The sequence below is a fragment of the Pseudomonas guariconensis genome, assembly GCF_015680235.1.
In the GTDB taxonomy this organism is placed as follows: domain Bacteria; phylum Pseudomonadota; class Gammaproteobacteria; order Pseudomonadales; family Pseudomonadaceae; genus Aquipseudomonas; species Aquipseudomonas guariconensis_A.
In genome coordinates this window covers 1-15,178 of the sequence record NZ_JADLJL010000055.1, presented here as the reverse complement: position 1 = coordinate 15,178, position 15,178 = coordinate 1, and the positions used below count along the sequence as shown (strand labels likewise).

Here is a 15,178-nt window from a genome sequence, read left to right as displayed (position 1 = left end):
CACCCTCCGCCGCGGGCCTTCGGGGGGGTGGGCCCCGCCCATAACCTCCGGGGGGGCGGGGGGGGGGGCTATCGCGGGGCAAGCCCGCTCCCACAGAAAAACGCATCACTATTTGAGTTTGCACGCCCTTTGTGGGAGCGGGCTTGCCCCGCGATGGCGTCAGGGCGGCAAACGGATCAACAGCGGCTCCTGCTCCTCCGGCTTCGGCTGGCTGCCCAGCAGGCTGTCCTCGACTAGCCCCGACAGGTAGTAGACGCCCGACATCGCGCCGCTCTGGCGGTTCTCCATCAGGTCCTGCCATTCTTCGTTCAGTGCCACATTCAGGATCACCCGCAATTGTTCGACCATCTGCGGGTGTTCCTGATCATGGGTGACCATGCCGTACCCCGCCACAGCGACCGAGATCAGCGTCCCGGCGGCCTTGCCCACGGCCGCTGCGACGGCACTGGCGATGCCGCGGGGCGCCAAGGTGGAGCCGAGCTTTTCACTGGCCCGGTTGGCCACCGACGATAGCCCGGCCTGGGTCTGTCCGGGGGCTTTGGCGGCCTGCCGGTGCAGGTGTTGGCGCAGGGCCTGCCAAGCCGGTTGCTGGTCCAGGGACTTGGCCCTGAGCAATTGATAGAGCGTGGCGTCCCGTGCCGCTGGTGGGCCCAGGGCGATGATTCTGATGCGGTTGAGCCGCTGGCTGACCTGGTCGGGTGGGGCGTTGTAGCGCTGGATGATGGTGGGCAATTGCTGGCCGAACAGTTGCAGGTACAGTTCGCTGGCGCGGTCACGGATCCCTTCGGGGTTGATCTGCTCGGCCACAGGTTCGATCACCCGACGGTGATACTGTTCCTGCAGGTACAGCGCCAGGCGCCGTTCGGGCGGCTCGGCGCCATCGCCGCTGTTCATCTTGTACCAGGCCACCTTGAGCGTCAGCCACTGCTGGGTCCAGTAGCCAGTGAACCATGGGATGAAGTCGCTTTCGGTGCGCTGTTGCACCTGGTCTTTCCATACCCGCATGGAGCGCCGGGCATAGTCGTTGGCCGAACCGGTGGCGGCTACCGATGCCTCGATCAGGTCTTGATCGATGCGTTGCCAGATAGCTGGCGTAAGGACCGCCGGTGGCGGCGGGGCAGGCGGGCGCTTGCCGGCGCACCCGGCCAGCGACAGGCAGAACAGCACAAGCAGGATGCGCCGGTTCACGCGGCTGGCCTTCCTGGATAGAGAGGGAGTGGTTATCCGAGTATAGGCACGATGTTCCCGCTCCCACAGGGCCTATGCACCTGTACCCTGATCCAGGTCCAGCTTGGCTTCCAGATGATCCAGATGGTCATGCATCAGCGCCAGCGCGGCATCCACGTCGCCGTTTTCCACGGCGTCGATGATCGCCGCGTGTTCCTGCCAGGCGCAATGGTCGCAGCAGGGGGATTCGTAGCGGGCGATGATGAGCGACGTCATCGGCACCAGGCCATTGAGGAAGCGGGCCAGGGGCGCGTTGGCGGCCATCTGCGCGAGCTTGAGGTGGAACTCGCCACCCAGGCGGATTGCCGTGCAGCGCTCGCCGCGTTCATGGTGAAGGCGCTCGCGCTCGACCAATTGGCGTAATTGACGGATCTGCGCCGGGCGTGCGCGTTGGGTGGCCAGGCTGATCAGCGTGGTCTCGGCCAGGCGTCGGGCGCTGAGTACCTGGCGGGCCTGTTGCGGGTCAGGGGTGGCCAGGTGCGCGGTGTGGCTGGGACGCTGGACCACCACCTGCTGGTCCGACAGGCGTCCCAACACCCGGCGGATCACCGTGCGGCTGACGCCGAAGGCATTGCCCAGGGCCTGCTCGGGCAGGGCGCTGCCCGGAGGCAGGCGTTGCTCGAGAATGGCATCGAACAGGCGGGGGTAGATCTGCTCGGCCGAAAGGCGGGTCTCGCCGCTGGCGAGCAGGGCAGGCAGGCAAGGGGAGGCGTGGGCACAGGCGGTCATGGTCGCGCTCCTTGGGTCATTGACCCGAATGCTCATCGGGAATGTTCAGTTCGATGCCCATGCGCTGGCCTTCCTCGAGGATATGCCGGCGCATCTGGGCACTGGCCTGGGCGCTGTTCTTGTCGCGGATGGCACGCACCACCGCTTCGTTTTCCTTCAGCCGAGCGGCCAGGTGTTCGGGCGAATTGCGCAGCATCTCGGTGCTCTGCTTGAGGGCATTGCCGGTCTGTTGCACCACGCTCTGGAAGATCGGGTTGGTGGTCAGGCCGAACAGCGCCTCGTGGAAGGCAATATAGGCATTGACCCCGGCCTCGCTGTCGCCTGCCTCCAGCGCTTCGCGCATATCCATCAGGGTCAGGCGCAGCTGGCCGATATCCTGGCTGTTGGCCGATTGGGCGACCAGCCCGACGATGAATGGCTCGAGGGTGTAGCGTAGCTCCAGCACGTCGGCCAGGCTGGCTGCAGCGACGGTTTCGACGGTCGGTTCCTGGGCGGCGGCTTCCATGTCGAGCACCAGCACGCCCTTGCCCGGCATCGAGCGCACCAGGCCCAGGGTTTCCAGCACGGTCACCGCTTCGCGCAGGCTGGGGCGGCTGATCCCCAGCTGTTCTGCCAGCTCGCGCTGGCCGGGCAGCATTTCGCCGCTGCGCCACTGGCCGCTGGCCAGGGCCTGGCGGAGTTTTTCCACCACTGAGTTGACGACGGTTGATGAGCTGATCACGGTTCGCTCCATGGTTACAAATTACAGCGTGTGCAGTGCAGCCGACGCATCGCGCCGGCTGCGGATATTTCAGAATTCCTGTTGATGGGCCTGGGGCGGTTGTTTGCGAGGCGTGGTAGTGAAGCCCGGCTTGCCGGACAGCACGTTGTTCGCCCGCTCCATGTCGATGTCCTTTTCCCAGCGGGCGATAGCCACGGTGGCCACGCAGTTGCCGATCAGGTTGGTCAGCGCCCGGCCGATGCCCATGAACCAGTCCACGGCCAGCACCAGCACCAGGCCTACCACCGGAATGGCCGGTACCGCGGTCAGGGTGGCGGCCAGGATCACCAGGGCCGAGCCTGGGATGCCATGGGCACCCTTGGAAGTCACCAGCGACACCAGCAGGATAGTCAGCAGGTCGGTCATGGCCAGCGGCGTACCGGTGGCGTTGGCGATGAAGACGATGGCCAGGGTCAGGTAGATCGAGAAGCCATCGAGGTTGAACGAGTAACCGGTAGGGATCACCAGGCCCACAGTGGAACTGCCGATGCCCAGGTGTTCGAGCTTGCGCATGATCTGCGGCAACACGGCGTCGGAGGAGGCGGTGCCCAGGACGATGGTCAGTTCTTCACGCAGGTACTTGATGAACGGCAGCAGCTTCAAGCCCGACAGACGCATCACGGTACCCAGGATGATCAGCACGAAGCCTGCGCAGGTCAGATAGAAGAGCGCCACCAGGCCGCCCAAGTGCTGCAGCGACTCCAGGCCGTACTTGCTGGTGGTGAAGGCAATGGCGCCGAATACGCCCAGCGGGGCCAGGCGCACGATCATGCCCATGATGCGGAACACCACATGGCTGAGCTCGTTGATAAGCCGCGAGATGCCGGACGCCGATTCACCCACCAGGTTCAGGGCACTGCCGAACAGCACCGAGAACAGCAGGACCTGGAGAATATTGTTGTCAGCGAAGGCGCCGATCACGGAGGTGGGGATCAGGTCCATGAAGAACGCCGTGGCGCCGTGGATGTGCTGGCCGCGTTCGGCCAGGCTGCTGGCGTCGGCGCTGGAGAGTTGGTCCAGATGGATATTGGCGCCGCTGCCGATGCCGCTGGTGAAGGCGAACACCAGGCCGATCACCAGGGCGATGGTGGTCAGTACTTCGAAGTAGATCACCGATTTCAGGCCGATGCGCCCGACCTTCTTCAGGTCGCCAGCGCCGGAAATGCCACTGACCACCACACAGAACACGATCAGGCCGATGAGCATCTTGATCAGCTTGATGAACCCGTCACCCAGGGGTTTGAGCTGCAAGGACACTTCGGGGAAGCTGAGGCCGCAGGCGATGCCGAGGGCAAGGCCCAGCACCACTTGGAGGAAGATCGAACGCGAGCACCATTTGAGCATGGGAGGGATCTCTGGTCGGTGTCCTTGCTTCGGTGCCGGTGAGGGCGAAAGAGCGCAGGACTTAATTATTGTGGTCTTACCGGTTTGTTCAGCGCCCGTTCATAAAACGCCGATTTTTTACATTTTGCAAGCAATTTTGGCCTTACCGGTCTGACCAGTTGAGTCGCGTCCAGGGAACGGCAGGTTGGCCCTGCCATTGCGGGGGGTGTATGGCAAAGGCTTCTCCTTTGATGGCGGGACAAGTCGGGCCGCCGCTTCCCCAGTGATCGTGCCGGATCACAGGGGCGAGCGTGGGCAGGATTGTCCTGCGAGGGGGTGTCGCGCAACGCCGGGGCGTCACTGGCGCGGCAGATAAGCCTCGGCCATGGCCTCGGTGAGTTGGCGAAGCAAGGCCGCATCGGCTTCATGGCGCGTCGCCAGGAGCAGTTCACCGGCCCGACGATAAAGGGCATCTTCGTTGCGATAGCGGTTCGAGACCAGGTCGATGCGCTGCAGGATGCCGTCGCGCCGCCAGGGGACATCGGGACGTTCCCGTTGCAGGGCTTCGATGAAGGCGTCCGGTACCGCAGGGCCTTCATAGGCGCTGACTTCGCCTGCTTCACTCAGTGCATCGAAATACACACTGGCGCCGTTCCAGGCATCGCCCAGGCGCCTGAAATCCTCGGGATGCAGGCGCTGCAGCCAGGCTTGCCAGAATGGCTGTTCGCCGGCCCATTGAACGATGGCTTGAGCGGTGGCTTGCGCTTCTATCCCTTGGGCCAGGCGCTCCAGGGTGGCCGGGCTCAGGCGCGCCAGGTAATCGAAGCTGATTTCGCTGGGTTGGGGGGGCAGCCCCAGGCGTTGCAGCAGTCGCATCCTGGCATGCAAGGCCATTTCCAGTTCATCGAGCAGGAAGGTCGGTTCGCTCAGCTGCGCGTCGCTGATGTCATCCTCGGCCTGCAGCGGCGGGGCTTCGTCCGCGGCGGTGCCTTCGAGCAGCGCCCTGCGCCTGGCGACGCGGGCGTCATAGACCTTGCCAATGCGCTCATCGAGCAGGCGCTGGCGCAGCAGGGAACTGACGATGACCACGGCCATCGATTCGCTGGCCTCGTCCGGGGCCGCCTGCAGGACTTGCTGCCATACCAGCACTTCGGTCTCGACCTGCTGGAACAACAGCGTAGCCTGGTCGACGCAACCTTGGGCGGCTTCGTTGATCAGCCCGATCACGTGTTCCTGCACTTGGGCCTGGCCCCAGCGTTCGTTACCCACTGCTTGCTCTCGGGCGGTCAGTTGTTCGAGGATCGTTTGCATGCGCCGGCGCATGGTGCCTGGGCTGTTGTGGTAGTCCTGGGTGTCTTCTAGGCGATGGAACAGGTCGTACAGAGGCTGCCATTCAGGCGCTTCGAATGTATCGGAAATATGCGCGCGCAGAGGTTCTGGAAAATCGGTCAGCCAGCCAAGCACATTGGCTTGGGGCGCCGTGGGCAGGCCTGCGTCATTCAAACGCTGCAGGGCAAGGGCATCGAACGGGTTGCTCTGGAACGAATGGTACATGCCGGCTTCGCGCGCCCTTATCGCCGCCGCGAAGGTCGTGTGTTGTAGTGCGGGGGCGTCGTGCAGTTGGTTGTTGCTGAGGTCCACGGCGCGCAGCACCAGGGGCTGTTGGTTCATCAGCTCTGGCAGCCCGACCGGCCAATGGGCGATGCCGGTGCATTCCAGGTCGAGCCGTTGCAGGTGGGTCCAGCCGGTGAGGTCGGGCTCAAGGTCCAAGGGGTTATCGTGGAGAAACAGGATGCGCAGTCGATCGAGGCCGGCCAGTGCGGCGCGAGAGGCTGGGGTCAGGGTGATGTCGTTCTGGCCCAGGCTCAACTCCTCCAGGGCTGGCCAGCGCTGCAGCGCCCGGAAGTGTTGCTCCTCGAACAACAGTTCATTCATTTCCGCTTGCAGCGCGCGTAGTTGCGTAAGTTGCGCCAGACGCTCCAGGGCGGTTGCCGGCAGGTCAGCGACCGCAGCGGTGAGGTTCAGGGCGTGCAGGCGCGTCAGGCGGCACAAGATCGCCAGGTTGGACTCGCTGTTCATGTCCAGGTTGTTTTCCGACAGGTCCAACGACCTCAGCTGCTCCAGTTCGCCCAGCTGTGTCGGCAGCAGGGTCAGGCCATTTTCGGTGAGTTCCAGTTCTCGCACCCCGGGGAACGCTGTCAGAAATGCACCGAGGCTTTCATTGCCTGCGCGCCACAGGCCGGTGATGGTGAGTTGGTGCACGTAGGGCAATTGCACGCCAAGGATTGGCAGGGCGCCGACATGTTCGCCATCGAGACTCAGCCTCACCTGGTCCAGGCCGCCGTTGGGATGGTTGTTTTCCCGCCGCCATGCCTGGCGGACCCGTTCTGCCAGGGCCTGACGTGCGGCGCGCTGCTGCTCGACCCGGTCAGCGGCCACCGCTTGTGTATCCTGGACCCAGGCCTGCAATGCCCCGTCGAGCTGGCGGTACTGTTGCTGGAGCTCGTGCATCAGTTGGCTGAAGGCGACAGGGTCGTTACCGGCCTGCTGGCGCAGGCGGGTACGCAGGTTTTCCCGGTCATTGTCCAGATTGGCGGGAAACAGCTGGTCGAACACTTCATCCGGCGTCTGCAAACCCTGGCCTCGACCGCTCAGCCGATAGCCGATGCGTTGGTCGCCGGGCAGGCGTGTCGGCAGGCGGTACATCGGGCGAACCGGAGATAGGCCCAAATCGCGCGCGGCCTGCTGGCGATCCTCGGTCAACCGCTCGAGCAACCGGTCGCGCAGGGCATCGGGTTCATGGATGTTAATGCCGAGCGCATCACGTTCGCTGTCGGGCAAGGCCTGGAGGATGGCCTGGAACAGGTTTGTAGGGCCGGATAGCGCCTCTGCGTTCTGATCCAAGGGCTGATAGCCGCTGTCCAGACGCACCAGGGTCCTGGTCGAAGTACCCGCTTGGCCTGTCTCGCCCAGCAACTGGCCGTTGACACGCTCGGCGTGCAATTGCAGGTGGATTTCTCCGGTCCAGCCAGACAGGCGCTGGAGTGCTGCCAAGACCAACATGTCGCGGTCGGCCATGGCGCCGTTGGCGCGGTAGAAACCCACCAAGGCGCGATTGATGCGAGCCTCACGCAAGTACAGCCGTGCCGTTTCGCTCAAGGACAGCGGCAGGCGGCCGGTGCGTTGCAGCGCTCGCAGGTCTCGAGATTGCGCCCGGTCGAGGATTTCGCGACGCGCATGGCGGCCCAGTGCAGGGAAATCCCGCATCAGCAGTGCCTCGCCAGGGCGACCAGCAGGCACGGCGTGGTCAGCGCCAAATGCTTCGAGGCTGTCGAGCAGCAAGGCGGGCAACGGCAGACGATCGGTGAACACCTGGCGCAAGGTGGCATCGTCGTAGCCGCTGCAACGCAAGGCCTGGGCGAGGGCACTTGTATCCAGGTCGGCAGCGGCTGGGCCCAGGCGTCGGAGTAATTGATCCCTCGACCAGGACAGGGGGCGTTCATGGTCCAGTACCCAGGGCCCTTCCATGGTGCCCCGTAGCATGGGTTGATGGCGATGCCCGGCCGCCCGGGCCAATCGCCATTGACCATCCGGCGCAGGTTCGACCGGATAGCTGTGGCCCTCCCGCGCCAGCCATTGGCGCGACCGCCATGCATAGAGGCCGTCGCGCGGTGCGGCCTGCGTCGGGCGGGGCCTGGCAAAGGGTTCAAGGCCGCCATGCCAGAGTCGTTGCTCGTCGCCGTGTCCGATCCTGTGCCAATCGTGCAAGGCGCCTTCGGGCAGGCTGAAATGGACTGCCGCACCCAGCGCCGCCACTTGGGCGAGGTTCTCGAACACCTCGAACAGGTGTCCGATCGCCGCATCTGCATCACCCTCATTGGCGGCATGCACACCTTCGAGGAACTCATCGACCAACTGAGCGCCGCCCACCACCAACATGAGTTCACCCAGCCCCGGCACGAAGAAACCGGCCACATTCAGCACCGACAGGCCCACGCTGAGCCACTGTTCGAGGTGTTCGAGCTGGGCCGCGGCATCCCGTTGCGCGACCGGCACGGCGATGGCGGCCGCATCGGCGAGCATACGTTGGACCTGGATACGTGCGCGTGCCGTGAAACAGTCATCCGACCAGCGCGTGGCCGCCAAGGGTAGGCGTGCATTTTTGTCCAGCGTCGCCTGCCAGAGGTCGCGAGGGCTGGGGAACATGCGCTTGAGCCAGCTGAAGGTGTCGCCTTCCTCGATCACGGGGGGAATGGTCTGCACGCTGGCGTAGGGGTAGTAGGGGTACAGGGTCTTGCGCAGCCGGAAGGCGAGCGCCGGGCGTTGGGTATGGCTTGTGTAACGGCTGAAGAACGCCCGCTCGCTGTCTTTCCAGAGCAATCGTGTCAGGGCTTTACCGGCAGCCTTCAGCGAAGGGTATTGACGCAACGGCTGACGCGGGTGCCCAGGCAGGTAGAGAAGGCAGGGCTCGATGTCCTCCAGTGGCTCCCGGCGGATCAGCAGCGGGCCATTGAGCGGTATTTCGAAGAGGGTCAGGTAGCTGCACGCCAACGGGGCAGGTTTGCCTTCCTCATCGAGCAGAAAACGATCGCCCGCCAGGGCGGCATCGGCCAGCGCACGCCCATGGGCGTCGATATGCCCCTGCAATTGGGCGTGGAGCGTATCGGCAGCGAAGGCTGCGCGGTCCTGCTCGCGCAACAGCCTGTGAAAGTCCGCTGTGGCGACATGGTCGCAGAGGTGATTGCGGTATCGCTGCCCCAGGTCGAGGTTGCGCACGCCTTTCACGAACCGGGTGCTGTCCAGTTGCATTGGGGCCTGGTCAGCGCTGGAAAAGTACAGTTCGACCTGGGCGTCGCTGTCGAAATTCTGCAAGGCCGCCTCTAGCCAGGATTGGCCGCCTTTGTCACGGCTAGTACGCAGCCACCCTTTTTCGACGGTGGGCAGTTCACGGTCGTCGAACCAATGAACCATCGCATCGTCCAGCAGCGGGCGGCAGAAAGCCTCGATCGGCTGCACCTGCGCCAATACTCGTTGGACGTGTCGGGTGGCGCAATGGCTGTCGCGGACCACTTGTTCCAGTTGCTGGCGCTGCGCCGGTGTGGCGGCTTTCAGCCAACTGGGCATGCGGGTGTCGATGAATGCGAGATGGGAAGTGCTCATGGCTGGACCTCGGAGGAAGGAACAGCGAGCCTAGTGAGGGGGAGGAGGGCGGTTGGGTTAGATAGATACCGCAGGGATTGTTGGGGCTACTGTACAGCCCTTTCGCGGCACAAGGCCGCTCCGACATAGGGCGCGTAAGCCCATGCGGGAGCGGCCTTGTGCCGCGTAACAAGGCCGGCAAGCGGCCAATCGCCTTACTTGTGCAGCTCTTCGGCTGCGTAGAGCGTGTTTTCCAGCAAGCAGGCCCGGGTCATCGGGCCGACACCGCCTGGGACCGGCGTGATCCAGCCCGCGCGGGGCAGGGCGGTCTCGAAGACCACATCGCCGACCAGCTTGCCATCTTCCTGGCGGTTGATGCCGACGTCGATGACGATCGCACCTTCCTTGATCCACTCACCCTTGACCAGGCCCGGCTTGCCGGCAGCGACCACCACCAGGTCGGCACGGCCCACATGGCCGGCCAGGTCCTGGGTGAAGCGGTGGCAGACGGTGACCGTGCAACCGCCCAGCAGCAACTCCATGGCCATGGGACGGCCGACGATATTGGAGGCGCCGACGATCACTGCATTCATGCCGTACAGGTCCTGGCCGGTGCTCTCGAGCAGGGTCATGATGCCCTTCGGGGTGCACGGGCGCAGCAACGGGATGCGCTGGGCCAGGCGGCCGATATTGTAGGGGTGGAAGCCGTCGACGTCCTTGTCCGGACGAATGCGCTCGAGCAACAGCGAGGCATCCAGGTGTTCCGGCAGGGGGAGCTGCAAGAGGATGCCGTCGACGGCCGGGTCGTCGTTGAGGCGGTCGATCAGGTCGGTCAGGGCTTGCTGCGTGGTCTCGCTGGGCAGGTCGTAGGCCTGGGAAATGAAGCCGACCTCTTCGCAGTCCTTGCGCTTGTGCGAGACATAGACTTGGGAGGCGGGGTCGGTGCCGACCAGGATCACCGCCAGGCCCGGCGTACGCAGGCCTTGCTGGCGACGCTCCACGACACGTTGAGCGATCTGCTGGCGCAGGTTGGCGGCGATCGCCTTGCCATCGATTAGGTGTGCAGTCATAGACGCGTGATTAACCATCGAGAAGGGAACATAAATGAGGGCGCATTCTCGCACGACACGGCCCGAGGGCAAAGGCGGGTGGTCGGCCAAATCCTCTAACCCCTTAAATAAACTAAATTTTTTTGAAAAAAGTGTTGACGACCTGCCGGCTCGTCTATAACATTCGTCGCACTTGTCGGGCAGAGCCTAGCACTGGTTAGCAAGGTCAGGCAGAATAAGCGGATTTGTTAGCTTGTTCGGTACGGCTGAAAAGTTGATTTGCAATCGTAACAGAAAGCAGATTGAATATGCGCCCGTAGCTCAGCTGGATAGAGCATCCGCCTTCTAAGCGGATGGTCGCAGGTTCGAGTCCTGCCGGGTGCGCCATTAGGCAGCTTTGGCACAGCAAGTAACGCAATACCGCAATATGGTGGGCGTAGCTCAGTTGGTAGAGCGCTGGATTGTGATTCCAGTTGTCGTGGGTTCGATTCCCATCGTCCACCCCATATTCTCGAAGGCGCCTTGATTGTATAATCTGGCGCCTTTGCTTTAAGTGCTCCACGCGGACGTGGTGAAATTGGTAGACACACTGGATTTAGGTTCCAGCGGCGCAAGCTGTAAGAGTTCGAGTCTCTTCGTCCGCACCATCCATAGTTTCGCCCATTGCGCGAAACGCCCAGAAAAAGCCGCCTAGAGCGGCTTTTTTTGTGCGCGCGTATCAGCAACGCCCCCTCGCTCTGCCAGCTAGCTTGCAATCCACTGGTGGCGCCCCAATAAAAGCTGATAGATTTCAGTCGGTTGAAACACCGGCCAAGGGGTCGGCAGAGGAATCGCCATGATTGCAAAAGAAGCCCGCCAGGCCCTGGCATTGCAACGCTTCGCGCAAGCCAACCCGCAGTTGCTCGAGGAGATCCGCGGGCTGGATGAGCGCGAGCAGGCCCAGCAGATCCAGTGGGCGTTCGAAGATGCGGCCGATGAGCAGGGGGTCGAACCCTGGGAGCTGGCCTTGCAGCTGATCGCTGAGAACCCCGAGCAATTGCAGGCCATGCGCCTTGAGGTGCACCGTGAGGTTGCCGAGGCGCTGGGCATGAGCTGGGAGGAGTACTGCCAGTTCAACGAGGTCGATGACCAATAAGTGCCTGCTTTTATATAGCTGCATTTGTTTAACAAGTTTTTACAGCCTGCGCGAGGTGCGATTACCGCCGCGCAGTACCGAACCGCAAAGCGCCCGACGGCACGCCGCCTGGGCCTTTCAAGGAAATCGACCGGCGTGCTTTCCCGTCGTCCAGGGTGGGGTGACTTCTGGTGCGTGAGTCACTAGAATGCTTGCCCTTGATTCTGGAGTCGGGCAATCGCCGGCTAACGTCTGTGCAACGAGGAATATCCATGCAAGTTTCTGTTGAAAACACTTCCGCTCTCGAGCGTCGCATGACCATCGCCGTTCCGGCCGAGCGCGTCGAGAACGAAGTCAACAAGCGTCTGCAACAGACTGCCCGTCGCGCCAAGGTTCCAGGCTTCCGTCCTGGCAAAGTGCCGATGAGCGTGATCCGTCAGCGTTATGAAGACGCAGCCCGCCAGGAAGCCTTCGGTGACCTGGTCCAGGCTTCCTTCTACGAAGCCGTGGTCGAGCAGAAGCTGAACCCGGCCGGCGCCCCTGCCGTCGAGCCGAAGTCCTTCGAAAAGGGCAAGGACCTGGAATTCGTCGCGATCTTTGAAGTCTTCCCGGAATTCACCGTTGGCGGCCTGGAGTCGATCAACGTCGAGCGCCTGAGCGCCGAAGTGGCTGACGCCGACCTGGACAACATGCTCGAAGTGCTGCGCAAGCAGAACGTGCGCTTCGAGGCCGTCGAGCGCGCCGCGCAGAACGACGACCAGGTCAACATCGATTTCGTCGGCAAGATCGACGGTGAAGCCTTCGCCGGCGGTTCGGCCAAGGGCACCCAGCTGGTGCTGGGCTCCGGCCGCATGATCCCGGGCTTCGAAGACGGCCTGGTAGGCGCCAAGGCAGGCGAAGAGCGCGTTGTCAACGTGACCTTCCCTGAGGACTACCAGAACCTGGACCTGGCCGGCAAGGCCGCCGAGTTCACCATCACCGTCAACAGCGTCTCGGCTCCTCAGCTGCCTGAGCTGAACGAAGATTTCTTCGCCCAGTTCGGCATCAAGGAATCGACCCTGGAAGGCTTCCGCGCCGAAGTTCGCAAGAACATGGAGCGTGAGCTGCGCCAGGCCATCAAGGCCAAGGTCAAGAACCAGGTCATGGACGGTCTGCTGGCCGCCAACCCGGTCGACGTGCCGAAAGCCCTGCTGGAAAACGAAGTCAACCGTCTGCGCGTGCAGGCTGTCCAGCAGTTCGGTGGCAACATCAAGCCTGAGCAACTGCCGGCCGAACTGTTCGAAGAGCAGGCCAAGCGTCGCGTGGTCCTGGGCCTGATCGTCGCCGAAGTGGTCAAGCAGTTCGAGCTCAAGCCGGACGAAGCCAAGGTCCGCGAAATGATCGAGGAAATGGCCTCGGCCTACCAGGAGCCAGAACAGGTCATCGCCTGGTACTACAAGAACGACCAGCAGATGAACGAAGTCCGTTCGGTTGTGCTGGAAGAACAAGTTGTAGATACTGTCCTGCAGAAAGCGACTGTGACCGACAAGTCGGTCTCGTACGAAGAAGCTGTCAAGCCAGCACAGGCACCTGCCGCCGCTGAGTGATAGGTCTTCTCTCGTAGGAAACCCCCACAAGCCAGCCTTCGAGCTGGCTTGTGCGTATTCAAGCCATGACTATTTGGGAGTGAGTGCAGGACATGTCCCGCAATTCTTATATTCAGCAGAGCTCCGACATCCAGGCCGCGGGCGGCCTGGTCCCGATGGTTATCGAGCAGTCCGCCCGTGGCGAGCGCGCCTACGACATCTACTCCCGCCTGTTGAAGGAGCGAGTGATTTTCCTGGTTGGCCCCGTAGAGGACTACATGGCCAACCTGGTGGTGGCACAACTGCTGTTCCTTGAAGCGGAAAACCCGGACAAGGATATCCATCTGTACATCAATTCGCCGGGTGGCTCGGTGACTGCGGGCATGTCGATCTACGACACCATGCAGTTCATCAAGCCGGACGTCTCGACCATCTGCATCGGCCAGGCCTGCAGCATGGGTGCCTTCCTGCTCGCGGCCGGTGCCGCTGGCAAGCGCCACTGCCTGCCGAACTCGCGCGTGATGATTCACCAACCGCTGGGCGGCTTCCAGGGCCAGGCGACCGATATCGAGATCCATGCCCAGGAAATCCTCAACATCAAGGCGCGCCTGAACGAGCTCTTGGCCTACCACACCGGCCAGGACCTGGAAACCATCAAGCGCGACACCGAACGCGACAACTTCATGAGCGCTGCGCGCGCGGCCGAGTACGGCCTGATCGACTCGGTCTACGACAAGCGGCAACTGGCGTCCTGAACCAAGGTGCCAGAGCGGGTGGGCGCTGAAAGCGCCTACCTGCGGACTTGAAAAAGCCCGCAATTGCCTTCATCTTGTGTTTCATGCCTACCGGATTGGATCGATCGAATGACTGACACCCGTAACGGCGAGGACAGCGGCAAATTGCTCTATTGCTCCTTCTGCGGCAAAAGCCAGCACGAAGTGCGCAAATTGATTGCCGGGCCCTCGGTATTTATCTGCGACGAGTGCGTCGACCTGTGCAACGACATCATCCGTGAGGAGGTGCAGGAAGCTCAGGCCGAAAGCAACGCGCACAAATTGCCATCGCCGAAAGAAATCAGCGGCATCCTGGACCAGTACGTCATTGGCCAGGAGCGCGCGAAGAAGGTGCTGTCCGTAGCGGTGTACAACCACTACAAGCGCCTGAACCAGCGTGACAAGAAGGGCGACGAAGTCGAACTCGGCAAGAGCAACATCCTGCTGATCGGGCCTACCGGCTCGGGCAAGACCTTGCTCGCCGAAACCTTGGCACGCCTGTTGAACGTACCGTTCACCATTGCCGACGCCACCACCCTGACCGAAGCCGGTTATGTGGGTGAAGACGTCGAGAACATCATTCAGAAACTGCTGCAAAAGTGCGACTACGACGTGGAAAAGGCCCAGATGGGCATTGTCTACATCGACGAGATCGACAAGATCTCGCGCAAGTCGGACAACCCATCCATCACCCGTGACGTCTCGGGCGAGGGTGTGCAGCAGGCGCTGTTGAAGCTGATCGAGGGCACCGTGGCCTCCGTACCGCCGCAGGGCGGGCGTAAGCACCCGCAACAGGAATTCCTGCAGGTCGATACCCGCAATATCCTGTTCATTTGCGGTGGTGCATTCTCGGGCCTGGAAAAGGTCATCCAGAATCGCTCCACCAAGGGTGGCATCGGTTTTGGCGCCGAAGTGCGCAGCAAGCAGGAAGGCAAGAAAGTCGGCGAGTCCCTGCGTGAGGTCGAGCCGGACGATCTGGTCAAGTTCGGGCTGATTCCGGAATTCGTCGGCCGTCTGCCGGTGCTGGCGACCCTCGACGAGCTGGACGAGGCGGCGCTGATGCAGATCCTCACCGAGCCGAAGAACGCCTTGACCAAGCAGTATGCCAAGCTGTTCGAGATGGAAGACGTGGACCTGGAGTTCCGCAGCGACGCGCTCAAGGCCGTTGCACGCAAGGCTCTGGAGCGCAAGACCGGCGCCCGTGGCCTGCGTTCGATCCTCGAGGGCGTGTTGCTCGACACCATGTACGAGATCCCTTCGCAGAAGGATGTCAGCAAGGTGGTGATCGACGAGAGCGTCATCGATGGCACGTCGCAGCCGCTGCTGATCTACGAAAACAGCGAGCCGCAAGCCAAGGCCGCACCCGACGCCTGAGTCGGCTAAGCCAAGCGCGCAAGAAAGGGGCCTACGCAGACTGTGTGAAAACCTAGCAATCTGCCCGGCCCTTTAAGAGAATGCTCCGTATCGAAAGATACGGAGCATTTTTCGTTATGGCTTAC

The 15,178-nt window shown here is 62.6% G+C and carries 10 protein-coding genes and 3 tRNA genes; 7 read left to right on the top strand and 6 right to left on the bottom strand.

Features of this window, described 5'->3' with window-relative positions; translation table 11 throughout:
- Positions 1-159: 159 nt before the first annotated feature.
- From IRZ56_RS22325 to folD, 6 genes are all read right to left on the bottom strand, one after another.
- The gene (locus IRZ56_RS22325) at positions 160-1,188 is read right to left on the bottom strand and encodes a hypothetical protein (RefSeq protein ID WP_196146930.1); all 1,029 of its coding nucleotides are present in this window, start codon (positions 1,186-1,188) and stop codon (positions 160-162) included.
- A 72-nt stretch (positions 1,189-1,260) separates the two neighbouring features.
- Positions 1,261-1,956, bottom strand: coding sequence for a GntR family transcriptional regulator (locus tag IRZ56_RS22320; protein WP_196146929.1), 696 nt, complete (start codon positions 1,954-1,956; stop codon positions 1,261-1,263).
- 16 nt (positions 1,957-1,972) lie between these two features.
- The gene (locus IRZ56_RS22315; protein ID WP_196146928.1) at positions 1,973-2,677 is read right to left on the bottom strand and encodes a FadR/GntR family transcriptional regulator; all 705 of its coding nucleotides are present in this window, start codon (positions 2,675-2,677) and stop codon (positions 1,973-1,975) included.
- 69 nt (positions 2,678-2,746) lie between these two features.
- The gene (locus IRZ56_RS22310; protein WP_196146927.1) at positions 2,747-4,060 is read right to left on the bottom strand and encodes a C4-dicarboxylate transporter DctA; all 1,314 of its coding nucleotides are present in this window, start codon (positions 4,058-4,060) and stop codon (positions 2,747-2,749) included.
- 336 nt (positions 4,061-4,396) lie between these two features.
- Positions 4,397-9,199: a dermonecrotic toxin domain-containing protein gene (locus IRZ56_RS22305; protein ID WP_196146926.1), complete on the bottom strand. Its 4,803-nt coding sequence runs from the start codon at positions 9,197-9,199 to the stop codon at positions 4,397-4,399.
- Positions 9,200-9,393: 194 nt separating this feature from the next.
- On the bottom strand, positions 9,394-10,248 hold the full coding sequence (folD, locus tag IRZ56_RS22300; protein WP_196146925.1) for a bifunctional methylenetetrahydrofolate dehydrogenase/methenyltetrahydrofolate cyclohydrolase FolD: 855 nt from the start codon (positions 10,246-10,248) through the stop codon (positions 9,394-9,396).
- Between the two features lie 289 nt (positions 10,249-10,537).
- Here folD and IRZ56_RS22295 point away from each other — a divergent pair.
- From IRZ56_RS22295 to clpX, 7 genes are all read left to right on the top strand, one after another.
- Positions 10,538-10,614, top strand: a tRNA-Arg gene (locus IRZ56_RS22295).
- 43 nt (positions 10,615-10,657) lie between these two features.
- Positions 10,658-10,733 (top strand) — tRNA-His (locus tag IRZ56_RS22290).
- A gap of 56 nt (positions 10,734-10,789) precedes the next feature.
- Positions 10,790-10,874, top strand: a tRNA-Leu gene (locus tag IRZ56_RS22285).
- Positions 10,875-11,062: 188 nt separating this feature from the next.
- A complete protein-coding gene (locus IRZ56_RS22280) occupies positions 11,063-11,362 on the top strand; it encodes a DUF6388 family protein (RefSeq protein ID WP_196146924.1) in 300 nt (99 codons plus the stop codon).
- A gap of 251 nt (positions 11,363-11,613) precedes the next feature.
- Positions 11,614-12,927, top strand: a complete 1,314-nt coding sequence (tig, locus tag IRZ56_RS22275; RefSeq protein WP_196146923.1) for a trigger factor — start codon at positions 11,614-11,616, stop codon at positions 12,925-12,927.
- Between the two features lie 92 nt (positions 12,928-13,019).
- A complete protein-coding gene (gene clpP, locus IRZ56_RS22270; RefSeq protein ID WP_084854802.1) occupies positions 13,020-13,661 on the top strand; it encodes an ATP-dependent Clp endopeptidase proteolytic subunit ClpP in 642 nt (213 codons plus the stop codon).
- Between the two features lie 108 nt (positions 13,662-13,769).
- Complete coding sequence (clpX, locus tag IRZ56_RS22265) at positions 13,770-15,053, top strand: ATP-dependent Clp protease ATP-binding subunit ClpX (RefSeq protein ID WP_043213487.1); 1,284 nt, start codon at positions 13,770-13,772, stop codon at positions 15,051-15,053.
- Positions 15,054-15,178 lie beyond the last annotated feature (125 nt).

Bases quoted from the DNA above. Each gene is read 5' to 3' on its own strand.
- IRZ56_RS22320 (WP_196146929.1), bottom strand. From the start codon at position 1,956: ATGACCGCCTGTGCCCACGCCTCCCCTTGCCTGCCTGCCCTGCTCGCC.
- IRZ56_RS22310 (WP_196146927.1), bottom strand. From the start codon at position 4,060: ATGCTCAAATGGTGCTCGCGTTCGATCTTCCTCCAAGTGGTGCTGGGC.
- IRZ56_RS22305 (WP_196146926.1), bottom strand. From the start codon at position 9,199: ATGAGCACTTCCCATCTCGCATTCATCGACACCCGCATGCCCAGTTGG.
- folD (WP_196146925.1), bottom strand. From the start codon at position 10,248: ATGACTGCACACCTAATCGATGGCAAGGCGATCGCCGCCAACCTGCGC.
- IRZ56_RS22280 (WP_196146924.1), top strand. From the start codon at position 11,063: ATGATTGCAAAAGAAGCCCGCCAGGCCCTGGCATTGCAACGCTTCGCG.
- tig (WP_196146923.1), top strand. From the start codon at position 11,614: ATGCAAGTTTCTGTTGAAAACACTTCCGCTCTCGAGCGTCGCATGACC.
- clpP (WP_084854802.1), top strand. From the start codon at position 13,020: ATGTCCCGCAATTCTTATATTCAGCAGAGCTCCGACATCCAGGCCGCG.
- clpX (WP_043213487.1), top strand. From the start codon at position 13,770: ATGACTGACACCCGTAACGGCGAGGACAGCGGCAAATTGCTCTATTGC.